Source organism: Enterobacter sp. BIGb0383 (assembly GCF_003751845.1).
Classification (GTDB): domain Bacteria; phylum Pseudomonadota; class Gammaproteobacteria; order Enterobacterales; family Enterobacteriaceae; genus BIGb0383.
This window is the reverse complement of record NZ_RJKQ01000007.1, coordinates 47,112-71,438: the sequence shown is the minus strand read 5'-3', so window position 1 is coordinate 71,438 and position 24,327 is coordinate 47,112. Positions and strand designations below refer to the sequence as shown.

The window sequence follows — 24,327 nt, the reverse complement described above, 5'->3', positions numbered from 1 at the left end:
ATGAGTGTGATTGCGCAGGCAGGGACGACGGGTCGTCAGCTACACAAGTTTGGCGGGAGTAGTCTGGCAGATGTGAAATGTTATCTGCGCGTCACCGGGATTATGGCGGAGTATTCGCATCCCGGCGACATGATGGTCGTTTCGGCCGCAGGCAGCACCACCAACCAGCTGATTAGCTGGCTGAAGTTAAGCCAGACCGATCGCCTTTCTGCGCATCAGGTTCAACAATCTCTGCGCCGTTACCAGAGCGAGCTGATCGGCGGCCTGTTGCCGCCGGAAGAGGCCGACGTGCTGGTCGCGGCGTTTATCCAGGATCTGGAGCATCTTGCGGGCCTGCTCGACGGCGGCGTGACCGACGCGGTCTATGCCGAAGTCGTCGGTCACGGCGAAATCTGGTCCGCCCGTCTGATGTCTGCGGTCCTCAATCAGCAAGGGCTGGAGGCTGCCTGGCTGGACGCCCGCACCTTCCTGCGCGCAGAGCGTGCCGCTCAGCCGCAGGTGGATGAAGGCCTGTCATGGCCTCTGCTGCAGCAGCTTCTGACCCAGCATCCCAATAAACGTCTGGTCGTGACCGGCTTTATCAGCCGCAACGAGGCAGGCGAAACCGTGCTGCTTGGCCGTAACGGCTCCGACTATTCCGCCACGCAAATTGGCGCCCTGGCCGGTGCCTCTCGCGTCACCATCTGGAGCGACGTGGCGGGCGTCTACAGCGCCGACCCGCGTAAAGTGAAAGATGCCTGTCTGCTGCCGCTGCTGCGGCTGGACGAGGCCAGCGAGCTGGCGCGTCTGGCAGCACCGGTCCTGCACGCCCGTACTCTGCAGCCGGTTTCCGGCAGCGATATCGACCTTCAACTGCGCTGTAGCTACACGCCGGAACAGGGTTCCACCCGCATCGAACGCGTCCTGGCCTCCGGGACCGGCGCACGGATCGTCACCAGTCATGACGACGTCTGCCTGATCGAGTTCCAGGTGCCTGCCAGCCAGGATTTTAAACTGGCGTACAAAGAGATAGACCTGGTGCTGAAGCGCACTCAGGTTCGGCCGCTGGCGGTAGGGGTGCATCCCGATCGCCAGCTGCTGCAATTCTGCTACACCGCTGAAGTGGCGGATAGCGCCCTGAAGCTGCTGGATGAAGCCGGACTGCCGGGCGAACTGCGCCTGCGCCAGGGTCTGGCCCTGGTGGCGATGGTCGGCGCGGGCGTCAGCCGTAACCCGCTTCACTGCCACCGTTTCTGGCAGCAGCTGAAAGGCCAGCCGGTGGAGTTTACCTGGCAGTCAGAAGAGGGTATCAGCCTGGTGGCGGTGCTGCGTACCGGGCCGACCGAAAGCCTGATTCAGGGGCTGCATCAGTCTCTGTTCCGCGCTGAAAAACGCATCGGCCTGGTGCTGTTCGGCAAAGGCAATATAGGCTCCCGCTGGCTGGAGCTGTTCGCCCGCGAGCAGAGCACCCTCTCCGCCCGCACCGGTTTTGAATTTGTGCTGGCTGGCGTGGTGGACAGCCGCCGCAGCCTGCTCAGTTATGACGGGCTGGATGCCAGCCGGGCGCTGGCGTTCTTTAACGATGAAGCGGTTGAGCAGGATGAAGAATCTCTGTTCCTGTGGATGCGCGCTCACCCCTATGATGATCTGGTGGTACTGGACGTGACCGCCAGCGAGCAGCTGGCCGATCAGTATCTCGACTTCGCCAGCCACGGTTTCCACGTGATCAGCGCCAACAAGCTGGCCGGCGCCAGCACCAGCGATAAATACCGCCAGATCCACGACGCCTTTGAAAAAACCGGCCGTCGCTGGCTCTATAACGCCACCGTCGGCGCAGGCCTGCCGGTTAACCATACGGTACGCGACCTGATCGACAGCGGCGACAGCATTCTGGCGATCAGCGGTATCTTCTCCGGCACGCTTTCGTGGCTGTTCCTGCAGTTTGACGGCTCGGTGCCCTTTACCGACCTGGTGGATCAGGCCTGGCAGCAGGGACTGACCGAACCGGACCCGCGCGTTGACCTTTCCGGTAAAGACGTGATGCGCAAGCTGGTGATTCTGGCCCGTGAGGCGGGCTATGACATTGAGCCGGACCAGGTCCGCGTCGAATCGCTGGTGCCGTCCCACTGTGAGGAAGGGTCGGTCGATCACTTCTTTGAGAACGGCGATGAGCTGAACGAGCAGATGGCGCAACGGTTTGAAGCCGCTCAGGAGATGGGACTGGTCCTGCGCTACGTGGCGCGTTTTGATGCCAACGGCAAAGCCCGCGTCGGCGTCGAAGCCGTTCGTCCCGAACATCCGCTGGCCTCGCTGCTGCCCTGCGACAACGTCTTCGCCATCGAAAGCCGCTGGTATCGCGATAACCCGCTGGTGATCCGCGGCCCGGGTGCAGGTCGCGATGTCACCGCCGGAGCAATTCAGTCGGATATTAACCGGCTGGCGCAGCTGCTGTAGCTGTAAACAAAAAGTGGTCCCGCATGGGACCACTTCGTTGAGCGCGATACCTACTGCCCGAACATATCTTTTGCGTCGCCGCCCGACTCGTCTTCGATTGTGACCTCAACGACCGTAACACCCTGGGTGAGGCCTTTCAGTGGGTCCGTATACCAGTCCAGACGCCCAATACTCGTCACTCTGTAGCGGGCCTGGGAACTAATATATATTTCCCCTCCATGGAGAGAAGAAAACCTTGCCCCGTTATGAGCAAGGGATAACGGATCGTTAATCACAAATAAAACAACAGGATAGCCATATTTATCCGGCCCTCCGACACCATCACCAAAGGTGTTATTGGGCCAGTCATTATAAAACCAGTCATCGGGGATCTCTGTATTAACGCCAGTACATCCCATACTCATCGCTTTGCTTATGGCAAAAGCCGGGCTGGCATGCGCGATAATGGGAATTTTAGCACTAATAAGATCGCCGGTAATAATACCATAATCACCTTCGGCAACAACCGAAGGATCGTTGCGGTACAGCATCTTATTTTGACGATAATTAAATGCAGAAGGTTCACAGGTGGGTACAAATGGATAAAAATATTTCAGTCCTTCCATCTCATTACTCCACCATGCAACATCGTACTGCCGGGTATTCGTATTCTCTAATTGAGCAATAGCGTTGTCGGTATAGCTCACCAGATTTACAGTACTGATATCTGTGGCAGCATAAATCAAATAAGAAATAAAACTCGGATAGAATACATTATTAGTGCCACTATATTTTATACCAATATAAAAGTCCGGGGATTGACTGAGCATCCTGAGCATCCCTTTGTCTATTGGCGAGAGGTCCTCATTTGCACTGGCATTAATACCAACATGAGTAAGATATTGGTTAGCCATACCAGCCTTCATTAATGTCTTATCCAGAAAGCAGTCAATATCCCTGGGAACTTCAACATTAGCCCCTTTACCAAACAACCTCTCTCTAATAAAGAAATCATTATAATGGTCATTGTAGTGATAACGCCAAAAATCAGGTAAGTTTTTAAGCAAGGTTGCATAAATTGGGTTTACGCCTTTCATTTTTCACCCCCATTTAATTTTGGAATGGTGACATCCGTCCCGGTCATGATATTTTTAGCTTCCACCACAAGCGCTCCTTCGGCCGGTGTTAACTCTTGTAGAGCCACCAACAAACCATAGGTGGGATCGGCTTCGATACTGACAACCCGAAAGAGTGAATTTAATGGAAAGAGAATTTCAGCCTGGTTTAATTGTGTCATCGGAACAATCAGTCGGCCAGAGAGCATATCAATGCGGAAAAAAACGCGTCTGAAGTGTGCATCCACGCTAATTGCGGGTTCAACTCCTCCCGGCCATACTGCCGTTTGCCGGATAACAAACTCTGCTGCAACGGAAGGATGGGCGCTGGTTGACATAAAATCCGTATTGGTCACGATATCGTTCACGTGAATAACACGGTCTCCGATTACCGACCCGTTATAATCATATATGGTTCCCGAAGCCTGCCCCGGATTAGGTGCCGTTAACGCGCCACGGAAAACCATCATGCCGCTGTAGCCCTGAGTCCACCAACTGACATCATATTCATCAGGGTTCAGCAGTCCAATTTGGGTTAATGCCGAACTTAATATACTCACCGTTCGTAGCCCCACCTCCCGATTTGGGAAGTATCGCGCAATATAGGCGGGATCGATATCCTCGTATTCTGCCTGTAAATCCCAGCAGCGGGTGATCGCATGGAAAGGGACAGAATTCATAGTATAAAGATGAAGCACGACTAATTGCTCAGAGCTCAGACGCCCAAGGAATCTGTCCGGCGCTCGGCGCAGCGCTAAATGCAACAGATAATTATGTGTTCGTGCACAAACCTCCTGTATATCATCAGAGAACGTCGTTAAATTTCTCGGCATGGGTAAGGATTCATTGGTTGATGGTACAGAATCAGCAGCCATCCACGTATCGTATTCATTGTTCGCTAATCGACGAAAAAAACGCGGTGCCGATAGCATAAACTCCGGTATATATTGAAAAGATCCAGGATTTACGGGCATAAAAATCTCCTTTTTATTTAAACACATTGCGTGATTAATTAAAAACAAGGTACAGATGAATTAGTAAGCCTATCCACATTAATTGAAATGCGGAATGTTTCCATCATATTTACGCGCAAAGCCCGGCGTCTATCAAATAGAATTAACACATCCTGCCAACAAATCAAAAAGAACATTTAAGATTAAGGGGCATTAATAGTTAGAACGTTCACTCATTAACACATCAAAAAGACTAAATAACATTAACATGCATTTATTTATTAGCCCCAATAAATGTAGCCACTTCCTCAACGTCAGGTAGATGTCCTCTGGCACCCAGAGCCGTGATGCTAATTGCTGCCGTAGCGGAAGCAAACTCCAGCGCAGAACTGAGCGTGGCATGGTTAATGATTGAATAAATAAACGCGCCATTAAAGGCATCACCCGCCCCGGTGGTATCAATGACCGACACGTCAAAGCATGCCCGTTTCTCACTCTCATTTTCCGTCACCGCAACCACGCCTTCAGCATCCAGCGTTACCACCACCGCATCCAGCTGATACTGCTGCCGTAGCCGCTGTAAACTTTCTGGTTCGGGCTCTTCACCGCAGCCAGAAATAAATCCGGCCTTGTTAAAAATAACAATATCCGCCAATGAAAAAATGGTATTGAGCCTTTCGGGAGTACCGGCAATATGAGGTTCGATATCAACGATGATTTTTGTTTTCGCCTGTTGGGCAAGCGCAGCCATTTTCTGAAATTTATCAATATCTGAAGGCATCGTATAAATATAATAGCTTTGTTCGATAGCCATTCTGGCACACTCTTCGTCCCACTCGGGCGTATCGCCGGGGGCATAGACCAGAGACTTCTCGCCGGTATCATCAATTAAGATCACCGCCATATTCGCAGCATGTCCGGGGATCGTGCGTACAAAATCGCAGTTCACGCTAAATTTTTTAAAATCACTGAGGATTTTCTGGCCGTTGCTGTCATCCCCGCAGCAGGAAACAGACGTAACGCGAACGCCCAGACGCGCCATCGCACATGCGCTATTGGCAACGGTTCCTCCGACTTGCTGATCCAGAAGCTGTCCGACAACCTTCCCTCCCCGCTCAGGAAGTGACGGCACGCCAAGAATAATATCAACGTTCCCACTCCCTAACGCCGCAACATCATACTTTTTCATTTAGTAACTCTCCTGGTGACGGACTCTTTGCCCACCCTGTTCAATAAAATCGACGGCCAGATACCAGCTCATCTCATAGAGATGCTGCAGAAGGCAAAAAAGGTGACTGGCTTCATCAGCGTTCGGCGGCACATCAATCATTTCGCAGCTGGCACCTTGATTCAGCAGTGCGTCCCGGGTCTGGAAATAGAACGTGCGTTCAGAACGAGAGCCGGGGAGTAATATGAAGTGTTCGCCTGCTTTAACCTGATTCAGACGCAAGGCGTGGTGGAACTCTTCCAGCGGAAAAGCGTATGAGCGGATCTGAGGTCCACACGACAGCAAATTCGCCCCCGTCAGAGCCGCCCCCCAGGTCAGATGATTCCCCAGAAAGGTCACCATGCTTTCCCGATAAAGGCGCCTCTCTTTCGTCTTCCAGGCTTCCCCAATCTCACTGAACGAGCCCGGCGGTAAACCCGATACGCCATTGAACCCCGGAGAGACGCCCTCTATGACATCAACCAGTCGCAGTAATAAATAGAGCGTCGCGCTGGTACTTTGCGTCGGCATACCGCGTTTTGTTGCACCGATGAAGACAAGGCTGTCCGTCAACCGGCTAAAAGGGGTTCCACCCACATTGGTTAAGCCCAGAACCTGAGCCTGCGACGCGTTTGCGTACGTTATTGCCTCAGTCACCGGCGATAGCCGACCGCTGGCGCTGATCGCCACAATCAGTGTTTCCCTGCCGTATCGCGTCAGATCGGTACTCAGGAAATCAAAGGTCTGGCGAGCCACGCAGGACAGGACGCTGTGACGTTCAATCCAGGCCGCCGCAATCAGTGCGGCAGTCCACGAATCGCCTGACCCCACCAGGATGAGATGTCGGAGCTTATCGACCTCCAGGCGATGACCGACAAACAGACTGCGCCACGTCAGATCCAGTCGTTTCAGAAATGAAAATGTGGTGTCAATCTCTTCACGCGTTGCCGCCAGAGGCATGATCGATTGTGCATCCACTTCCCACACGTTCATATTGGTTACGCCTCCAGAGACTGATAAGCCAGCTCTGAAAGCCCTTCCGCAATACGCTCCAGATTAAAATCCCGGCTATTAACGGAACGGAAAAACGCATACTTATCTTGCGGCAGCGCGCTAAACCCTTTCCACGCTCCGGCAATCGCCCCGGCCATGGTGGCAATACTGTCCGTATCATTACCGACATTACTGCACGCATAAATGGTTTCCCAGGGTTCACCTTTGCTGTAGATCAGCAGCCCAATCGCTGCCGGAATTGCTTCATGAGCGGCGACGGAGTTACCAACAAGGCCCTCCATTTCCCTCAGGCAGCCTTCAAAACTCTCCGCACGTAACGCAATTTCAGACGCGAGCCGAATACGCATCGCAATCGAAGGGCCAGCAACACAGCGGGCATGCTGTTTTGCCAGGGTTTCTCCATATTCAGCGCCCCACAGAGAGGCCCTGTAGATATCGTCCAGCGTACTGTCGGCCAGCATCGCCTGGGATGTCGCGGCGGCAATGGCGCAGGCGCTGGCAATCGCAATATTGGTATCATGTGACGGCAAGCAGGTGATCAGTGCCAGCTCACAGGCCTCTTTCAGTTTTCCCGGCCAGACAAGCCCGGCTGGGGCGACGCGCATCCCGGCACCGTTTGTGGTACCGATATTCGGCGCCTGCCGCGAGGATGTTCCGATTCGACCAATAGTATTGGTCGGGCGACCTTCTTTAAGCGCACTAACCACCTGTTCCGTGGTCGGGCCTTTATAGTTGCTATAAGGCTGCATATCTGCCCAACGCAGCAGGCATTTAACCCAGTCGGCATTGGTAAACTGATTAAAGCCTGCGGCGATTAACCCCTCAGATAAAACATACATCTGGCTGGAGTCATCCGTGATTAGCCCTGCGACGCCGTTCAGAGAACCGGCGAACGTATCACGCGGTGGCTCGACAAAATCATCCAGCCATCCGCCCCATTTTTGTTTGATTTCATCGATGCTGTATAACTCTGTCGCCGCCCCTAAGGCATCGCCCATACCGGCACAGGCCAGTGAGCCAAGAATTTTTTCATAAAGCACTGATTTACTGTTTTTTTTCATAACATTCCCTTAATCACACACTGAAGCTGTCTTTCGTAATACGGGTCTTCCAGGAGTAGCGGCTTGCCGCATAAACCATCTCGACATATTCAACGGGCTTTCGCTCAACCGACAGGGTAATTCGGGTGCAGTTCAGCACCACATCATCGGCCCCGAGTTCCAGCCATGTTCGTTCATTGGGTGAAGGCAGACGGGCAGAAATCGTCTCTGTCGCCTCCAGCAGTTTTATCGACAGCATGTCTTCCAGCAGCGCGTAGAGTGAACCTTTCATCAGTAACGCCTCTTCCGTGAAGGCCGTGTTGCCGTTCAGCGCCAGCCAGGATGACTGTATTCCCAGCGGAGTTGTCCCCATATAACGAACGCGTTTAACAAAAAAAACCTGCTGAATATTGGCGTCGAGCATCAGGTGCTGGCGGATAATGTCACTGAGCGGAACATAACCTATTTCGAGTATTCGCTGAGCAGGCTTTCCCCCTTTCGCGTTAACATCATCGGTAAAACTATGCAGTAAATGGTTTTCCCGACTTCGGGGAGGCAGAACAAAGGTGCCCTTACCATGGACACTGTGTAAATAGCCCCGCTGCTTCAGGCTCTCTATCGCTTTTCGAAGCGTTGTGCGGCTGCAATAAAAATAATCTGCCAGCACCCTTTCCGTTGGAATGGCTCTGTTTTCTTTCCACTCTCCCGCATTTATTTTCTTCTTGATGATGTCGAAAATTTCCCGGTGTTTTAACTGAGCTTTACTGGGGCCAGCGAGTTTACGCATTGTAATTTCATCACCTCATGTGGTTGATACCAACCTTACCTTTTTGAGTAACAAGGATGAAAATCCGCAGCGATAATTATGCAGGCGAAATCACAAAAAACCTCAAATAACCTTTAAAAACAACACATTAACTCAAAGATGGTTTTTCTGTGAGTCCATTCAATAAATTGATAGCTGCATATTGTGGTCTTAACCAATGCACGCTTATTGTCGCAACGTCTGATGCAACCCTAATAACTTATTATGACGACACTTAATATTTACCGTCTGTATATTTTCATTTGCATTATTTATAGGACATATGGTTATGAAATTATCGATAAGAGAAAAAATTGGCTTTGGGGCCGGTGACTCAAGCGTCGCTATTGTTTTAATGTCGACAATCCTTTTTCTTTCTTTTTTTTACACCGACATTTTTGGTCTAAAACCGACGGATATGGGGATCATGTTTATCGTGGTAAAGGTCTTTGACGCTATCATTGATCCTTTAATTGGCATCGCCACCGACCATACCAAAACAAGATGGGGAAAGTATCGCCCGTATCTTCTCTTTAGCGCCATTCCGTTCGGCATCTCAATATGGCTGCTCTTTACCACCCCCAGCGTTGATTACTCCCTGAAGCTGGCCTGGGCCTATGCCACCTATGTGGTGATGACCCTGTTTTTCACTCTGGTGTCGATCCCGTACGTTTCATTAATTGGGGTAATCTCTGACGATCCTCAGGAACGACTGAGCGCCAATAGCTACCGTTTTGTCATGACAAAAATAGTGATGTTTGCCGTCGGCTACATCGTTCCCCTGGGCGCTAACTATTTCGGTAAAGGCAGTCCGCAGGCAGGGTATCAAATCACCATGGGTGCTATGGCCATCCTCGCGACCCTGCTCTGTTTATACTGTTTTGCCACCGTCAAAGAGCGCGTGCATCATCCGAAGTCCGATCTGAGTCTGAAAGACCAGATGAAGAGCCTGTTTAAAAATGAGCAATGGCTGATACTGGCGATCACCATTGCCGTTATGATGGCGGGCGGTGTTATTCGGGGATCGGTGAGTTTTTACTATGCCCTGTACTATCTCACTGATAGCGACTACTCCTGGGTTTCCCTCTTCTTTGTCGCAGGTGTTGTGGCTTCGGTTCTCTCTATGCTCTCCTGCTCAACCTTCACACGCGCCTATGACAAAATAAAGGTCTTCAGACACACTCAGTTTCTTGCATTTGCCCTGGGCGTGCTGATGTATTTTATTGTGCAACCCGGCGATCTCATGTTGGGGCTGATTTTTTATGTGCTGATAACGTATTTCGCTGAAATGCAGTTGCCTATCTACTGGGCTTCTATTGCAGAGGCCGTAGATTATGGCGAAGCCAAAACCGGTAAACGCGTATCAGGCCTCGCTTTTGGTTTTATCCTTTTCTTCCAGAAAATAGGGATCGCGGCAGCCGGGGGCTTTGTCGGATTTGCACTCACGTATTACGGCTATCAGCCGGGCACGACTCAGTCGGCGGCAACACTAGTTGGGCTGTCATTAATGATGACGATTTTTCCGGCCCTGACTAATTTGATGGTCAGTCTGATAATGAAAAAATACATTATTAACGATAAATATTACGAAGAGATTAAAAAAACACTAAGGGCAAATATATGAAAAGGACCTATGCTATAGCTCTGGCGACTATTATTATTAGTAGTAGTGTTACCGCTGCTGATTATTCTCAGGATCGCAATAAGAATGATTCCCGGTGGTTCAGGTTTAACTATATGTATGCTATCAACGAGCTGCCGGGTGAATCCAATCATGATTACATTGAAATGGAATTCGGTGGTCGCTCCGGGATATTTGATGTCTATGGTTATGTAGATATATTCAACCCCAGCAACAACAAAAGCAGTGACAAATATGAGAGGGAGAAACTGTACATGAAAGTATCTCCCAGGATGTCTATTGACGGATTATTACAGAAAGACTTGTCCTTCGGTGCAGTCCAGGAACTCTATGTTGCAGGAATTATGTCAATCGGAGGGGCCGGGCATGTTGCCGACGATAGCTCGGCCAACGGCGGCCTTGTTGGCCTCAGCGCTGATATTAATGTTCCTTTTATGGGCGTTATGGGCTGGGGATTGTATGGTCAATATGACATAAATGACCAGAAGTGGAATGGATATCAAATTTCAGCGGGCTGGTTCACACCATTATATACCTTTGCTAATAAATCATTTATTTCATATCAGGGTTATGCCGACCTCAACTTTGGTATGAAGCACCATCCTTCCCGCGATCTTTCATCAACCGCAGCGGATATGTTTAATGGTTTTTACTGGCACCATGGCAAGCTTTCACTGGGTTATGGCCTGAAACTATTTAAAGATATTTATGGTTTGAACAATGGCGGTTTTGCTGGAAAAACCACCGGTGCGGCACATTATTTCAGTGCAGGCTATTTATGGTAAGGACTATCCACAGCGTTATTTATAAATAATAGCTAACACAGGGAATCTCATTATGAAAAAAAGAATCATTTTTTTTACGACGATGGCATTTTTTAGTTGTGGCGTTAGCAGCTCACAGGCAGCCCTTCATTATGCAGGCGAATATGCAATAGCCACAGGCGCGAAAAATAATGGTATCGAACCCTACGGCCTGTCCGCTATCACCTGGGATAAAAAAAACAACATCTATTACGCCATCAACGACAGCAGAAATAATGAATTAGAGGGAGAAGCCTCTTTATATAAAATAAGCATGAAGCTGTCGGAAAAGGGGATATCGGACGTAAAATTCCTTGAGCAACACCCTCTGCTGGACACTGTGGGTCAGCATTTTCCCAAAGAAACGGTAGATGGTGAAGGGCTGGCGCTGACGCCTGACGGACGTTCCCTGCTCTGGAGTTCGGAACTGGGCGCGCCTCTGCGCCTGAGTGATAAAAACGGCATGATGAAAAAAGAGTTCACCTCACTCTTCCCTGCACATTTTAACGTGACCGGAGGCAAGGAGAGTCCCACAGGCGTGCGGAGTAACCTGTCGTGGGAAAGCGTCACATTCGTACCCGGGGGTCAGGCTCTGTTTATGGCGGTGGAAGGGACTCTCAAGCAGGATGGAGAACTGGCTGGCCCGTTAAACTCCGGGAGTTCCAGAATATTGAAATTCAGCTCGGACTCTTCAGGCCAGCCGCTGGAACGGCTTCATGAGTATGTTTATATCACCGACCCTGTGCCCAAAGTCACCGAGTTTGGCATCAACGATAATGGCGTATCGGATATGCTTGCCCTCAACGATCATCAGCTTCTGGTCATTGAACGTTCTGGCCGAAATGTCAGCGCGGGTTTTAACGACTGGGATTTCGATGTCCGCGTTTATCTCGCGGAGACGTCCGCAGCAACGGATATTGGCCATATTGAGTCATTACGTGATTATAAAGAGAGATCCAAAATACAGCCTGTATCTAAAAAGCTAATGATTAATTTCAGTGATTACACAGAGCAGCCCGATTGTATTGAAGGCATCACTTTTGGACCCGATATTAATGGCCATAAAACCCTTCTTTTTGTTACCGACAACAACCAGCAGCCCTATCAAAAAACAAAGTTCTATCTCTTTATTGATGCCGATGATGAATTAGGTCGTTTAATGCAAAAGTAAAATATGGCAATCCCACATTCAACGGAGAAATTTTATGCAGCCAGGGAAAATAACACAATTACTCTTCATCAGTGGCATGGTGCTGATCCCACCGGTCATCGCTTATGCCGAACAACCTCATGGTTTTGTTGACTACCGGCATGAGTATCTCGATAAATCCCGAACCCACGGCGATCGGGTAGAGTTTGGCACATTTTTCAGCAATGGAATCGGGTTACTGGGGGAGATCAGATACAATACCGATGAAGGCAAGAAAGATAAGTTTGACCCTTCCGGGTTCGCCAACAACGGTCATGGGTTATCCATTCTCTATCGGTTTAAGCCCGTGGATGAGATGAAACTCTGGCTTGAACCTTCCTTCTGGCTTGATTCCACGTCCTTCTGGACCACTTATGAGTATGGATTAACCGCAGGCTATGATTTCAGCAAAGAATGGAAAGTCTCCGGTCGTTTTCGCTATGACATGGATAAAGCAACGGCGAAATCCCTGAGCTATGGTAATGAGGATCGCAATAACCGTCGCTATGATGTCTGGATTGACTATCGCCCGGACACGACGAATTTCCAGTACCAGTTAAACCTGGTTTACTATGATAACAATTACAAGACATGGAATAACGGTAATAAAAACTACACCGTCTCCTTTAAGACCGCGTACAAAATGGGTTCATGGACGCCTTATATCAGCGTTGCTGACTATAAAGGTATTGATAAAACGTCCAGCAACCGCCAGATCCGCTGGCGTCTGGGAATGACCTACAGCTTCTGAATCGGGATAATTATGAATATAATTAAAGGACTAACGCTGTTTGCCACTGCTGCTTTTGTGACTATTTCGGCCAATGCCGCTGTCAGCATTATCAAAACGACAGACTACGCAATAATAGAAGACGTTATCAGGCAACAGGACCTCAAATATAGACCCGAAAACGTATTACTGGTTTTTGATATTGATAATACGTTACTGACCAGCGGTACAAAGCTCGGTGGAGACATATGGTATCAGTGGCAAACCGACAAACTCCCCAATAAGCCAGCCGCCGGGGAGAAGGTTCCCTGCCTGTATGATAACGCCATCACCTTGCTCTATGAGCTTGGCCCGATGAGCCTGACGGAGCCACAGGTTCCGGCCCTGTTACATCAGTGGCAGCAGAAACATACCGTCTTTGCGCTGACCTCGCGCTCTCAGGATACGCAGTCCTCTACGCTGCGGGAGCTAAAAAGACACGATCTCGATTTCAGCGTGTCTCCTCTGGCCGAAGCGGGTACGACGGTGCCTTTTGAGAAAGGCAGGCTGAAGCGGTCGTGGCTTTACACCCAGGGGATCCTGTTCTCTTCAGGGCAGGATAAGGGCATGGTGATTGATTTTTTGCTTAACAAAACGGGGCGCCATTTTAAATCAATCGTCTTTGTCGATGATGGTGCGGCCAATATCGCGGCGGTCCGGAAGATGTTCAGCTCCTCATCCTGGTCTGATGTAGAAACCATCGGGGTTCACTACACCCGTGTTGAAGATGCGCTGATTGCGCAGCAAGGCATGGTCCTGACACCGACTCAGGCACGTACGCTGACGCAGGAGTGGGCATTGTTAACAAAATCCCTGACGGCCGTGTTTCCGGACAGGAACCAGCTATGTGCTCTTGCTGAATAATACGTCGTCCCCTGGCCGGGATCGCAGGATCGGGTTCCGGCCATTGATACCGCTACGCCTTCCCCCACAAACGCCGCGAGTTATCTTCAATCACCCCGGAGAGACGGCGTTTCTGCATGGTCCGCGCCCAGCTTGCCGACAATCCTGCCGCCGAAAGTAAACGTCGGTACTGCTCGTCGTCGAAGGGCTGATACCAGGCAATCACGCCCGCTTCAAGCACGGAGATATCGCTGAGCCTGGAAACAAGCTCCAGCGGGGCATCGGCAGAAACCTCGCCTTCGGCGACCACCCGGTAGAGCCAGCCCGTACGGCCGCTCTCCTGCATCGTTGATGCCATATCGGGGATCGCAAAGTGAAAATTGAGCTTAAAGCAGGGCGAGCGCGGCTGCGTGACCTGGATCAGGGCATCGCCCCAGCGGAAGATATCGCCAATAAAGACATTGTGCTCGGTCAGCCCCTCGGTAGAGAGATTTTCCCCGAATGCTGGCGCACTAAACAGCGCCGCCTGTTCAGGGAAGCGTGCCGCCCAGTACGCATAGTGCTCACGCGGGTAGTGGCACAGGGCGCGATCCGGGCCGCCATGAATGACTTTTTCCGCCTGCTGATCCCCTTCCAGGCCCAGCGGACGAAGCGTCAGGGCGCCATCGACCTGCCGTTTGCCAATGGCGCTGGGGCGGCTGCCTTCGTAGGCCCGGATCTGCCCAATAAATACGTTTGCCGGATAGCGCATCTTACGATTCCCCTCTTCTTTGCCCGTCGACTGCACAAAATGAGAGACGGGTTCACCTGTCCGGCCAGCGGACATGCTATGACTATTCTTGTTTTTGAAACGCCATTTCACCAATAAGGAGTCAACGACGTGACTATCCAATCGCAATTTTCCGGCGTCTGGTGCCCTTCGATAACGCCGATGGAGGATGACGGCAGCCTGGATCTCAACGGCCTCGCCCGCCATATTAACCGCCTTACCGAAGCCCGACTCGACGTGATCCTGCTGATGGGCAGCATCGGCGAGTTCGCTTCGCTGACGATGGACGAACGCCTGCTGCTGATCCGCGAAGCCAGAGCGATGTCGCCGCTGCCGATGGTGGCAAACGTGTCCGCCACCAGCTTCAGCGATATTCTGCGGCTGGCGAAAGAGGCCGACCGCTGCGGCTACGATGCCGTGATGGTCCTGCCGCCTTACTATTACGGGCAGACCACCCGCCAGCTACTGCATTACTATCGGGCGCTCGGCCAGAAGCTGCCGGGAAAATGGTTCGCCTATAACTTCCCGGCGCGCACTGGCTGCGATATCACGCCGGAGCTGGTTGCCACCCTGGTCGCCGAGTTTAGCAACTTTGCCGGGATTAAAGACACCGTTGACTGCCAGTCCCACACCCGCAACATTATTCTGGCCGTGCAGGATGTGCGCCCGGACTTCGCCGTGCTCTCCGGCTACGATGAATATCTGATTCCGAACCTGCTGGCGGGCGGGGCCGGGATTATCTCCGGCCTGAACAATATTATGCCCGAACGCTTTGTGCAGGCGAAGCAGGCGTGGGCGCAGGGCGATCTCGCCATGCTGCATCAAATCCAGAAAGATATCAGCCGTTTCTCCGCCATTTACGCCATCGGCGACGATTTTGTCACCACGATTAAAACCGTCGTTTCACGCAAATTCGGCTACTGCGGCACCACCGCACGTAACTTCGGCGGCGAGCTGGATGACGCGGCCTGCCGGACGGTCGATACGCTGTTCGGGATAGACAGATAGCGGACATAAAAAAAGGTGGCACCAGGCCACCTTATCCAGCTTAACGAAAAAACTTATTTTTTCGCGGCGAAACGCGCTGCTGCTTCGTCCCAGTTAACCACGTCCCAGAATGCTTTGATGTAGTCCGGACGACGGTTCTGGAATTTCAGGTAGTAAGCGTGCTCCCACACGTCCAGGCCCACAATCGGGAAGCCGGATGCGCCAGAGATGGCTTCACCCATCAGCGGGGAGTCCTGGTTAGCAGTAGACACTACCGCCAGTTTGTCGCCTTTCAGTACCAGCCACGCCCAGCCGGAGCCGAAACGGGTAGCAGCGGCTTTTTCGAACTCTTCTTTGAATTTATCAACGGAGCCGAAGTCACGCTCGATAGCTGCTTTCAGGTCGCCCTGCAGGGTAGTACCGGTTTTCAGGCCTTTCCAGAACAGGCTGTGGTTAGCGTGGCCGCCTGCGTTGTTGCGCAGTACGGTTTTCTTATCGGCCGGCAGCTGATCCAGTTTGGTGATCAGTTCTTCAGCAGACAGGCTGGCGAATTCTGGCAGGCTTTCCAGCGCCGCGTTGGAGTTGTTCACATAAGTCTGATGATGCTTAGTGTGATGGATTTCCATCGTCTGCTTGTCGAAGTGCGGTTCCAGTGCATCATAAGCGTACGGCAGGGATGGCAGTGTATAACTCATAATCATCTCCATTATTATCGGGCGGCAGAGTGGTGTTAAAGCCGCGTAAGCAGTTGGTTCATTATAGTTAATTAAATGATATTGAAAATGTTTATCAATGCCGCATTTTCTATATGGTTATAACCGTTGGTTATGTTGCTTAAATTGTGAGCTTAATCACCCACTTAACGCGTTCATTGCCAGCCTCGTCGATCCGGCGGCAAGCTCCCTAAGGTAAATCAGGCGGCCGATTTTTAGACTCATCGGGTCGGATGGATATCCGACCATAAAAACGATGAGGATGAAAAAATGAGTAACGCGATTACGATGGGTATTTTTTGGCATTTGATAGGTGCAGCCAGTGCAGCCTGTTTCTATGCCCCGTTTAAAAAGGTCAAAAGTTGGTCATGGGAAACCATGTGGTCCGTCGGTGGGATAGTCTCGTGGCTCATCCTGCCCTGGACCGTCAGCGCCCTGCTCCTGCCTGATTTCTGGGCCTACTTCCGCAGCTTTGACGCTGCGACCCTGCTGCCGGTGTTTCTGTTCGGGGCCATGTGGGGGATCGGCAATATCAACTACGGTCTCACCATGCGCTATCTCGGGATGTCGATGGGGATAGGCATTGCCATCGGCATTACGCTGATTGTCGGCACCCTGATGACGCCGGTGATCAACGGTAATTTCGATGTGCTGATCGGCACGCCCGGCGGGCGCATGACCCTGCTTGGCGTGCTGGTTGCGCTGGCGGGCGTCGCGATTGTCACCCGCGCAGGCCAGATGAAAGAGCGCAAAATGGGCGTTAAAGCCGCCGAATTTAACCTCAAAAAAGGGCTGGCGCTGGCGGTGATGTGCGGTATTTTCTCCGCCGGGATGTCCTTTGCCATGAACGCCGCGAAGCCGATGCACGAAGCGGCCGCCGCGCTGGGCGTCGACCCGCTGTACGTGGCACTGCCGAGCTACGTGGTGATTATGGCCGGCGGTGCGCTGGTCAACCTGGGCTTCTGTTTTATCCGCCTGGCCAAAATGAAAGATCTGTCGATAAAAGCCGACTTCTCGCTGGCAAAATCGCTGATTATCAGCAATATCCTGCTATCTGCACTTGGCGGGCTGATGTGGTATCTGCAGTTCTTCTTCTACGCCTGGGGCCACGCCAGCATTCCGCCGCAGTACGACTACATTAGCTGGATGCTGCATATGAGCTTCTACGTACTGTGCGGTGGGATTGTCGGGCTGGTGCTGAAGGAGTGGAGCAACGCCGGGCGACGTCCGGTCGCCGTACTGGGCCTGGGCTGCATGGTGATTATCGTCGCCGCCAATATCGTTGGCCTCGGCATGGCGAGCTAATCAGGCGGCGGCGCGACTGCGATGACGCCACTGGCCTGGCGTCATCCCGATTTCGCGGTTAAAGACCACCGAAAAGTAGTTACTGTCCTCAAACCCGCACTGCATGGCGATTTCGCCGATCATCATCTCCGTATGCTGCAGCAGATATTGAGCATGGCAGATACGCAATTGCCGCAGGTAGTGATTGACGGTCATCCCCGTCTGGTTGCGGAACTGCTGGCGCAGGGTGCGCTCGCTGCACTGCTGCTGTTCGCAGAATTTATCGAGAATAAACGAACGGTTCAGGCTACCGGCCAGGGCGGTGATCAGTTTATCGAGCAGCGCCTCCTGGGTGCTGGCCTCCGGGTTATCCGTGGCATAGCGATAGCGCTTCAGGGTCATCACCAGCTGGGCAAAAAGCGCTTCCGCCATGCTGTTGGCCAGCGCATCCTCTTTCAGACACTCCTGCTCAAGCTGGGTAATCAGCTGGCGCACCAGATTCATCCCGCCGCTGCCCAGCCGCCAGTGTGGGGTGCTGTCCGGGCCGTTGAAGCCGGGGATCGAGGCGGCCCAGTCAAGGTTCAGCTTCAGCCGCTCCGGGCAGTAGATGACGTTTTGCAGCACCAGGTCGTTGACCGAGGCGTAGGAGTGTTTGTCTTCAGCGCGGATATAAAACAGGTCGCCACGGGTAATGCGGTACGGGCGATCGTTGAGCACGTGCAGGCCGTTGCCGCGCCACACCAGCACCAGTTCGCAGAACTCGTGGGTATGCTCGGCAAAAACGTTTTGCGGATAGCGATCCGCCACCCCGACAGCCTGCTCCGGGGTGGAGAAGAAGTCGGCTTTACGGAGAATTAACTGGCCCGGCACGGGGTCACCTCAACGGCTAATAACCCGTCATTATTAGCCGGTTTGCGGTAAAAAAACGGTGATACCCTTCGCGTTACTGAAGAGAGGTATCCCGCCCCTGGCGAATATCGCGCGGGGACCAGTCGAATTCGCGGCGGAACAGAGTCGAGAAGTGGTTACTGTCGCCAAACCCGCAGCGGTAGGCGATATCGGTCACGCTGGCATCGCTGTGACGCAGCAAATGGCGCGCTTTAATCAGCCGCAGACGGTTCAGATAGCGCTGGGGCGTCAGGCCCGTGTGCTGTTTGAGCTGGCGGTGCAGCGTGCGCAGCGAAAGCGTGAAATCCCCGGCAATCGACTCCCAGCACACCTCCTCGGCGTAGTGATCCTCCAGCCAGGCCAGGAGCTGATTCAGCCGCGCATCGTTATTTTCCGCCCCTTCCTCCAGGCTGCTTTTACGCAGCAGCACCAGCAGCTGCATAAACAAGATTTCGCGGTTAGCGAGGGCGTGAGCGTCAACCTGCCCCTCCGAGCCTTCCATCTGGCCGATGATCTGCCGAACCTGTCCCAGCGTGCTCTGATTCACCCGCCAGTGGGACGGATAGTGCCCGTCCTGCTCCTGCGGCAGCAGCTGATTCAGCCCGGCGAGGAACTGGAAACCTTCCGGCGAGCGGTAGAGCACGTTGGTCAGGCAGAGGTTATCCGTATGCTCATACAGATGCCGGTCGTGATCGCGCACAAAGCAGACGGTCCCGCCGCTGATGGTATAGGGCTGGCCGTTAAACACGTGAATGCCGGTGCCATGTTCAACAATCACGATTTCATGGAAATCATGGTAGTGCTCAGGAAACGCCGCCTGTGGCAGCCGCGGTTCAATCGCGACAGGTGACTGACCTGACGGAAAAAAATCCACGCTATGCAGTACGGTCATGATGGCTCCGGCTACTGAGAAAAGTTCTCAAAATACTAATTAAGGATGCTGAACCTCACCTTCAACTTTCGACAGCAATCCGTGCAAAGGCTGTCGATTTTTCAAGAATCGCCGGGAAAGATCGGGAAATGCGGTCACGGTCACAGCGCCTGCCACCCGCGCTTTTAGCGGAAATTGTGAACTCCCTCACGTTCATCTTTGCTTTCTTGCCAGCGGCGAAATCCCCCTGTCAGTAACAAGAAGGTCGGAAAAACGGGCTTTTTTTAGACTGGTCTGCAATGACTCTCAGAAGGACCCCATCATGACTTTTCGCCATTGTGTCGCGGTTGACTTAGGTGCCTCCAGCGGACGTGTAATGCTGGCGCGCTATGACCGCGAACAGCGATCCCTGACGCTTCGCGAAATCCACCGTTTCGTAAACTGTCTGCAAAAAACAGACGGCTTCGACTGCTGGGATATTGACAGCCTGGAGGCGGAAATCCGCTGCGGGCTGGAGAAAGTCTGCGCGCAAGGGATTGCCATCGATAGCATCGGGATCGATACCTGGGGCGTCGACTACGTCCTGCTTAACGCCCGGGGAGAACGCGTTGGCCTGCCCGTTGCCTATCGGGACAAGCGCACGGACGGCGTGATGCTGCGCGCCCAGAAGCAGATCGGCAAAGCCGAGATCTACCGCCGCAGCGGCATCCAGTTTTTACCCTTTAACACCCTCTATCAGCTGCGCGCCCTGGTCGAACAGCAGGGAAGCCAGGTGGATCAGGTCGCCCATGCGTTGCTGATCCCCGATTACTTCAGCTACCGGCTAACCGGCAATCTCAACTGGGAATACACCAACGCCACCACCACCCAACTGGTCAATATCAACACCGATAACTGGGATGAAACACTGCTGGCGTGGACCGGTGCCTCCGCCGACTGGTTTGGTACGCCGACCCATCCCGGCAATGTGATCGGTCACTGGCGCTGCCCGCAGGGCAATGCGATCCCGGTGGTCGCCGTCGCCAGTCACGATACCGCCAGCGCGGTGATCGCCGCACCGCTGGCGGGTAAAGATGCGGCTTACCTCTCTTCCGGAACCTGGTCGCTGATGGGCTTTGAAAGCAAAACCCCCTGTACCAGCGAGGAAGCGCTGGCGGCCAATATCACCAATGAAGGCGGGGCCGAAGGCCGCTACCGGGTGCTGAAAAACATTATGGGGCTGTGGCTGCTGCAGCGGGTGCTGAAGGAGCAAAACATTAGCGATCTGCCCGCGCTGATCGCCCGCACGGAGCAGCTGCCCGCCTGTCGCTTTCTGATCCACCCCAACGATGACCGTTTTATCAACCCGGACGATATGAGCGCCGAGATCCAGGCCGCCTGCCGGGAAACCGGTCAGCCCGTGCCGGAGAACGCCGCCGAACTGGCGCGCTGCATCTTCGACAGCCTGGCGCTGCTCTACGCCGACGTGCTGAGTGAGCTTGCCGCCCTGCGCGGGAAGCCGTTCAGCCAGCTGCATATTGTCGGCGGCGGCGGCCAGAACCAGCTGCTTAACCAGCTCTGCGCCGACGCCTGCGGCATCCGCGTGGTCGCGGGTCCCGTCGAAGCCTCGACCCTGGGCAATATCGGCGTGCAGCTGATGACCCTCGACGAACTGAGCAACGTCGACGACTTCCGTCAGGTGGTCACCGCCAGCCACGCGCTGACGACCTATCTTCCCCATTCCGATCATGAAATTGCCCGCTACGCCGCGCAGTTTCAGCAAAAACGACAGACAAAGGAGCTTTGCGCATGACCACTCAACTTGAACAAGCCTGGGACCTGGCTAAACAACGTTTTGCCGCCGTCGGTGTGGATGTCGAGGAGGCGCTGCGCCAGCTTGATCGTTTGCCCGTCTCGATGCACTGCTGGCAGGGCGATGATGTTGCCGGATTTGAAAACCCGGAAGGCGCCCTGACCGGCGGTATCCAGGCCACGGGCAACTATCCGGGCAAAGCGCGTAATGCCGTCGAGCTGCGCGCCGATCTTGAGCAGGCCCTGAGCCTGATCCCGGGACCAAAGCGCCTGAATCTTCATGCGATTTACCTGGAGTCAGAAACGCCGGTCGGGCGCGATCAAATCAAGCCGGAGCACTTTAAAAACTGGGTGGAATGGGCCAAAGCCAACAAGCTGGGGCTGGATTTTAACCCGTCCTGCTTCTCACACCCGCTGAGTGCCGACGGTTTTACCCTCTCCCACGCCGACGACAAAACCCGCCAGTTCTGGATTGACCATGTGAAGGCCAGCCGCCGCGTCTCGGCGTACTTCGGCGAGCAGCTGGGCACGCCGTCGGTGATGAATATCTGGATCCCGGACGGGATGAAAGACGTCACCGTTGACCGCCTGGCCCCGCGCCAGCGCCTGCTTAATGCCCTGGACGAGATCATCAGCGAGAAGCTCAATCCGGCCCACCATATCGACGCCGTGGAGAGCAAGCTGTTCGGTATCGGCGCGGAGAGCTACACCGTCGGCTCGAACGAGTTTTATATGGGCTACGCCACCAGCCGCCAGACCGCGCTGTGCCTGGATGCGGGCCACTTCCATCCGACCGAAGTAATTTCCGACAAGATCTCCGCCGCCATGCTCTATGTTCCGCGTCTGCTGCTGCACGTCAGCCGCCCGGTGCGCTGGGACAGCGACCACGTGGTGCTGCTGGATGACGAAACCCAGGCCATCGCCAGCGAAATCATCCGCCATAACCTCTTTGACCGCGTCCATATCGGCCTCGACTTCTTCGACGCTTCCATCAACCGTATTGCCGCCTGGGTGATCGGCACCCGCAATATGAAACGCGCTCTGCTGCGCGCTCTGCTGGAACCGACTGAGCAGCTGCGTCAGCTGGAAGCCGACGGTGATTACACCGCCCGTCTGGCGCTGCTGGAAGAGCAAAAATCCCTGCCGTGGCAGGCGGTATGGGAGATGTACTGTCAGCGCCATGACACCCCGGCTAACAGCCAGTGGCTGGAAAGCGTGCGCGCCTATGAAAAAACCATTTTGAGCCAGCGTGGGTAACAGACCCTTAGCGATTTAACAGGAACCAAAAGACTATGCAGAACATTACCGACGCCTGGTTTGTCCAGGGCATGATTAAAGCCACCACCGATGCCTGGCTGAAAGGCTGGGACGAGCGCAACGGCGGCAACCTGACCCTGCGTCTGGACGAGGCCGATATCGCGCCGTACAGCGCCGATTTCCACGCGCAGCCGCGCTATATCGCCCTGAGCCAGCCGATGCCGCTGCTGGCTAACACGCCGTTTATCGTCACCGGCTCCGGCAAATTCTTCCGTAACGTCCAGCTCGACCCGCAGGCAAATATTGGCGTGGTAAAAGTGGACAGCGACGGCGCGGGCTACCACATTCTTTGGGGGTTGACGCACGAAGCGGTGCCGACATCCGAACTGCCGGCGCACTTCCTGTCCCACTGCTCGCGCATCAAGGCGACCAACGGCAAAGACAGAGTGATTATGCACTGCCACGCCACCAACCTGATTGCCCTGACCTATGTCCTGGAAAACGACACGGACCTGATCACCCGCAAACTGTGGGAAGGCAGCACCGAGTGTCTGGTCGTGTTCCCTGACGGCGTCGGCATTCTGCCGTGGATGGTGCCGGGCACGGATGAGATCGGCCAGGCGACCGCCAACGAGATGGTGCAGCACTCGCTGGTGCTGTGGCCGTTCCACGGCGTGTTCGGCAGCGGTCCGACCCTGGATGAAGCCTTTGGCCTTATCGACACCGCGGAGAAATCCGCAGAAGTGCTGGTGAAAATCTACTCGATGGGCGGCATGAAGCAGACCATCACCCGGCAAGAACTGGTTGCCCTGGGTCAGCGTTTCGGCGTCACCCCAATGCAGTCAGCGTTAGACCTTTATCAATAACAACATCGCGCCCCGCTCACCGAGACGGGGCGAACTCTGTATCACCTGCAAACCCCTACACTCGTCTATGTGGAGTAAAAGCAATGAAAACAAAAGCAAGCTTGATCCTCACCGTTGCCATCCTGGCGTTGTCCGGTTCCGCCTTAGCTGAAGTCAAAATCGCCCTGGTGGCGAAATCCTTAGGAAATGGTTTCTTCGAAGCGGCGAACGTTGGCGCACAGGAGGCGGCCAAAGAGTTAGGCGATGTCAAAGTCATCTATACCGGCCCGACCACCACCACCGCCGAAGCGCAGATCGAAGTGCTTAACGGTCTGATCGCCCAAGGCGTGGATGCGATCGCGATCTCCGCCAACGATCCCGATGCCGTGGTGCCGGTGCTGAAAAAAGCGATGCAGCGCGGTATCAAAGTCGTTTCCTGGGATTCCGGCGTGGCAAAAGCCGGGCGCCAGATCCACCTTAACCCGTCCAATAACGCGCTGATTGGCGAAACCAACGTCAAGCTGGCCGCCGATGCGCTGAAAGCGCTGAATGTAGACAAAGGCGAAGTGGCGATTCTCAGCGCCACGCCAACCTCCACCAACCAGAACACCTGGATTGCCGAGATGAAAAAGGTGCTGCCGCAGTACCCGTCCGTCAATCTGGTGACCGTCGCCTACGGGGACGATCTCTCCGATAAAAGCTACCGCGAAGCGGTCGGCCTGCTGAAAACCTGGCCTGATCTGAAAGTCATTGTCTCTCCGTCCTCGGTGGGCATTGTCGCCGCCGCGCAGGCGGTAAAAGACCAGGGCAAGATTGGCAAAGTGTACGTCACCGGCCTGGGACTGCCGTCCGAAATGGCCGGCGCGATTAAATCCGGGGCCAGCAAAAGCTTCGCCATCTGGAACCCGATCGATCTGGGCTATGCCGCCACATATCTGGCGAACGACCTGGTCAAAGGTACCGCCACCAAAACCGAAGCCAGCATGGGCAAGCTTGGCAAAGTGACGCTGGATGCCGACGGCAACGGGGCGATGGCCGAGCCCTTTGTCTACGATGCCAGCAACATTGATAAGTTCTCGAAGATTTTCTAATGCCAGCGCCCTCTTCTGACGGAAGAGGGCATCTACCGG

22 protein-coding genes are annotated in these 24,327 nt (G+C 53.8%); 12 read left to right on the top strand and 10 right to left on the bottom strand.

Features of this window, described 5'->3' with window-relative positions:
• Complete coding sequence (locus EDF81_RS22635; protein ID WP_123350426.1) at positions 1 to 2,433, top strand: bifunctional aspartate kinase/homoserine dehydrogenase II; 2,433 nt, start codon at positions 1 to 3, stop codon at positions 2,431 to 2,433.
• 50 nt (positions 2,434 to 2,483) lie between these two features.
• Here the strand turns inward: EDF81_RS22635 and EDF81_RS22630 are convergent, their stop codons facing one another.
• The 6 genes from EDF81_RS22630 to EDF81_RS22605 form a co-directional block, all read right to left on the bottom strand.
• Entirely contained in the window at positions 2,484 to 3,509 is a 1,026-nt protein-coding gene (locus tag EDF81_RS22630) for a hypothetical protein (RefSeq protein ID WP_123350425.1), read from the bottom strand.
• Positions 3,506 to 4,501, bottom strand: coding sequence for a hypothetical protein (locus tag EDF81_RS22625; RefSeq protein WP_123350424.1), 996 nt, complete (start codon positions 4,499 to 4,501; stop codon positions 3,506 to 3,508). The genes EDF81_RS22630 and EDF81_RS22625 overlap by 4 nt, the downstream gene beginning before the upstream one ends.
• A 253-nt stretch (positions 4,502 to 4,754) precedes the next feature.
• A complete protein-coding gene (locus EDF81_RS22620) occupies positions 4,755 to 5,669 on the bottom strand; it encodes a carbohydrate kinase family protein (RefSeq protein ID WP_123350423.1) in 915 nt (304 codons plus the stop codon).
• Positions 5,670 to 6,680 (bottom strand): SIS domain-containing protein, encoded by a 1,011-nt coding sequence (locus tag EDF81_RS22615; protein WP_123350422.1) that lies wholly within the window; start codon positions 6,678 to 6,680, stop codon positions 5,670 to 5,672. It abuts the gene before it with no gap.
• A gap of 5 nt (positions 6,681 to 6,685) precedes the next feature.
• Complete coding sequence (locus EDF81_RS22610; protein ID WP_123350421.1) at positions 6,686 to 7,762, bottom strand: ADP-ribosylglycohydrolase family protein; 1,077 nt, start codon at positions 7,760 to 7,762, stop codon at positions 6,686 to 6,688.
• A gap of 13 nt (positions 7,763 to 7,775) precedes the next feature.
• Positions 7,776 to 8,528, bottom strand: a complete 753-nt coding sequence (locus EDF81_RS22605; RefSeq protein WP_123350420.1) for a GntR family transcriptional regulator — start codon at positions 8,526 to 8,528, stop codon at positions 7,776 to 7,778.
• Between the two features lie 307 nt (positions 8,529 to 8,835).
• Between EDF81_RS22605 and EDF81_RS22600 the strand changes: the two genes are divergently transcribed.
• The 5 genes from EDF81_RS22600 to EDF81_RS22580 are packed head-to-tail and all read left to right on the top strand — an operon-like array spanning position 8,836 to position 13,813.
• Complete coding sequence (locus tag EDF81_RS22600; protein WP_123350419.1) at positions 8,836 to 10,170, top strand: MFS transporter; 1,335 nt, start codon at positions 8,836 to 8,838, stop codon at positions 10,168 to 10,170.
• On the top strand, positions 10,167 to 10,973 hold the full coding sequence (locus tag EDF81_RS22595) for an outer membrane protein OmpK (protein WP_123350418.1): 807 nt from the start codon (positions 10,167 to 10,169) through the stop codon (positions 10,971 to 10,973). Before EDF81_RS22600 ends, EDF81_RS22595 begins: the two co-directional genes overlap by 4 nt.
• 52 nt (positions 10,974 to 11,025) lie before the next feature.
• Positions 11,026 to 12,162 carry an esterase-like activity of phytase family protein gene (locus tag EDF81_RS22590; RefSeq protein WP_184999581.1) on the top strand — a complete coding sequence of 379 codons (1,137 nt, stop codon included), beginning with the start codon at positions 11,026 to 11,028 and terminating at the stop codon, positions 12,160 to 12,162.
• Positions 12,163 to 12,196: 34 nt separating this feature from the next.
• Entirely contained in the window at positions 12,197 to 12,931 is a 735-nt protein-coding gene (locus EDF81_RS22585) for an oligogalacturonate-specific porin KdgM family protein (protein ID WP_260232765.1), read from the top strand.
• Between the two features lie 12 nt (positions 12,932 to 12,943).
• Positions 12,944 to 13,813: a DUF2608 domain-containing protein gene (locus EDF81_RS22580; RefSeq protein WP_123350416.1), complete on the top strand. Its 870-nt coding sequence runs from the start codon at positions 12,944 to 12,946 to the stop codon at positions 13,811 to 13,813.
• Between the two features lie 52 nt (positions 13,814 to 13,865).
• Here the strand turns inward: EDF81_RS22580 and yiiM are convergent, their stop codons facing one another.
• Entirely contained in the window at positions 13,866 to 14,543 is a 678-nt protein-coding gene (yiiM, locus tag EDF81_RS22575) for a 6-hydroxyaminopurine reductase (RefSeq protein ID WP_123350415.1), read from the bottom strand.
• 129 nt (positions 14,544 to 14,672) lie between these two features.
• On the opposite strand from yiiM, the gene EDF81_RS22570 reads away from it, so the two are divergent.
• Positions 14,673 to 15,569 carry a dihydrodipicolinate synthase family protein gene (locus EDF81_RS22570; protein ID WP_123350414.1) on the top strand — a complete coding sequence of 299 codons (897 nt, stop codon included), beginning with the start codon at positions 14,673 to 14,675 and terminating at the stop codon, positions 15,567 to 15,569.
• Between the two features lie 53 nt (positions 15,570 to 15,622).
• Here EDF81_RS22570 and sodA read toward each other — a convergent pair whose 3' ends face one another.
• Positions 15,623 to 16,243, bottom strand: coding sequence for a superoxide dismutase [Mn] (sodA, locus tag EDF81_RS22565; RefSeq protein ID WP_123350413.1), 621 nt, complete (start codon positions 16,241 to 16,243; stop codon positions 15,623 to 15,625).
• Positions 16,244 to 16,531: 288 nt separating this feature from the next.
• Here sodA and rhaT point away from each other — a divergent pair, with 288 nt between their 5' ends.
• Positions 16,532 to 17,566, top strand: coding sequence for an L-rhamnose/proton symporter RhaT (gene rhaT / locus EDF81_RS22560; protein ID WP_123350412.1), 1,035 nt, complete (start codon positions 16,532 to 16,534; stop codon positions 17,564 to 17,566).
• On the opposite strand, the gene rhaR is transcribed toward rhaT, so the two are convergent.
• Both rhaR and rhaS (EDF81_RS22550) read right to left on the bottom strand, forming a co-directional pair.
• Positions 17,567 to 18,415 carry an HTH-type transcriptional activator RhaR gene (rhaR, locus tag EDF81_RS22555; protein WP_123350411.1) on the bottom strand — a complete coding sequence of 283 codons (849 nt, stop codon included), beginning with the start codon at positions 18,413 to 18,415 and terminating at the stop codon, positions 17,567 to 17,569.
• A 73-nt stretch (positions 18,416 to 18,488) separates the two neighbouring features.
• Positions 18,489 to 19,325: an HTH-type transcriptional activator RhaS gene (gene rhaS, locus EDF81_RS22550; protein WP_123350410.1), complete on the bottom strand. Its 837-nt coding sequence runs from the start codon at positions 19,323 to 19,325 to the stop codon at positions 18,489 to 18,491.
• 301 nt (positions 19,326 to 19,626) lie between these two features.
• On the opposite strand from rhaS (EDF81_RS22550), the gene rhaB reads away from it, so the two are divergent.
• The 4 genes from rhaB (at position 19,627) to rhaS (EDF81_RS22530) (ending at position 24,288) form a co-directional block, all read left to right on the top strand.
• Positions 19,627 to 21,096, top strand: coding sequence for a rhamnulokinase (rhaB, locus tag EDF81_RS22545; RefSeq protein ID WP_123350409.1), 1,470 nt, complete (start codon positions 19,627 to 19,629; stop codon positions 21,094 to 21,096).
• Positions 21,093 to 22,352 (top strand): L-rhamnose isomerase, encoded by a 1,260-nt coding sequence (rhaA, locus tag EDF81_RS22540; protein WP_123350408.1) that lies wholly within the window; start codon positions 21,093 to 21,095, stop codon positions 22,350 to 22,352. Before rhaB ends, rhaA begins: the two co-directional genes overlap by 4 nt.
• A 35-nt stretch (positions 22,353 to 22,387) precedes the next feature.
• Positions 22,388 to 23,218, top strand: coding sequence for a rhamnulose-1-phosphate aldolase (gene rhaD, locus EDF81_RS22535; protein WP_123350407.1), 831 nt, complete (start codon positions 22,388 to 22,390; stop codon positions 23,216 to 23,218).
• Between the two features lie 83 nt (positions 23,219 to 23,301).
• Positions 23,302 to 24,288 (top strand): rhamnose ABC transporter substrate-binding protein, encoded by a 987-nt coding sequence (rhaS, locus tag EDF81_RS22530; RefSeq protein WP_123350406.1) that lies wholly within the window; start codon positions 23,302 to 23,304, stop codon positions 24,286 to 24,288.
• The last annotated feature ends 39 nt before the right edge of the window (positions 24,289 to 24,327 follow it).

Coding starts and splice junctions, on each gene's coding strand:
- rhaT (WP_123350412.1), top strand. CDS start 16,532: ATGAGTAACGCGATTACGATGGGTATTTTTTGGCATTTGATAGGTGCA.
- EDF81_RS22615 (WP_123350422.1), bottom strand. CDS start 6,680: ATGAACGTGTGGGAAGTGGATGCACAATCGATCATGCCTCTGGCGGCA.
- EDF81_RS22605 (WP_123350420.1), bottom strand. CDS start 8,528: ATGCGTAAACTCGCTGGCCCCAGTAAAGCTCAGTTAAAACACCGGGAA.
- rhaA (WP_123350408.1), top strand. CDS start 21,093: ATGACCACTCAACTTGAACAAGCCTGGGACCTGGCTAAACAACGTTTT.
- EDF81_RS22585 (WP_260232765.1), top strand. CDS start 12,197: ATGCAGCCAGGGAAAATAACACAATTACTCTTCATCAGTGGCATGGTG.
- rhaS (WP_123350410.1), bottom strand. CDS start 19,325: ATGACCGTACTGCATAGCGTGGATTTTTTTCCGTCAGGTCAGTCACCT.
- EDF81_RS22580 (WP_123350416.1), top strand. CDS start 12,944: ATGAATATAATTAAAGGACTAACGCTGTTTGCCACTGCTGCTTTTGTG.
- EDF81_RS22625 (WP_123350424.1), bottom strand. CDS start 4,501: ATGCCCGTAAATCCTGGATCTTTTCAATATATACCGGAGTTTATGCTA.
- EDF81_RS22635 (WP_123350426.1), top strand. CDS start 1: ATGAGTGTGATTGCGCAGGCAGGGACGACGGGTCGTCAGCTACACAAG.
- EDF81_RS22630 (WP_123350425.1), bottom strand. CDS start 3,509: ATGAAAGGCGTAAACCCAATTTATGCAACCTTGCTTAAAAACTTACCT.
- EDF81_RS22610 (WP_123350421.1), bottom strand. CDS start 7,762: ATGAAAAAAAACAGTAAATCAGTGCTTTATGAAAAAATTCTTGGCTCA.
- yiiM (WP_123350415.1), bottom strand. CDS start 14,543: ATGCGCTATCCGGCAAACGTATTTATTGGGCAGATCCGGGCCTACGAA.
- EDF81_RS22620 (WP_123350423.1), bottom strand. CDS start 5,669: ATGAAAAAGTATGATGTTGCGGCGTTAGGGAGTGGGAACGTTGATATT.
- EDF81_RS22595 (WP_123350418.1), top strand. CDS start 10,167: ATGAAAAGGACCTATGCTATAGCTCTGGCGACTATTATTATTAGTAGT.
- rhaS (WP_123350406.1), top strand. CDS start 23,302: ATGAAAACAAAAGCAAGCTTGATCCTCACCGTTGCCATCCTGGCGTTG.
- sodA (WP_123350413.1), bottom strand. CDS start 16,243: ATGAGTTATACACTGCCATCCCTGCCGTACGCTTATGATGCACTGGAA.
- EDF81_RS22590 (WP_184999581.1), top strand. CDS start 11,026: ATGAAAAAAAGAATCATTTTTTTTACGACGATGGCATTTTTTAGTTGT.
- EDF81_RS22600 (WP_123350419.1), top strand. CDS start 8,836: ATGAAATTATCGATAAGAGAAAAAATTGGCTTTGGGGCCGGTGACTCA.
- rhaD (WP_123350407.1), top strand. CDS start 22,388: ATGCAGAACATTACCGACGCCTGGTTTGTCCAGGGCATGATTAAAGCC.
- rhaB (WP_123350409.1), top strand. CDS start 19,627: ATGACTTTTCGCCATTGTGTCGCGGTTGACTTAGGTGCCTCCAGCGGA.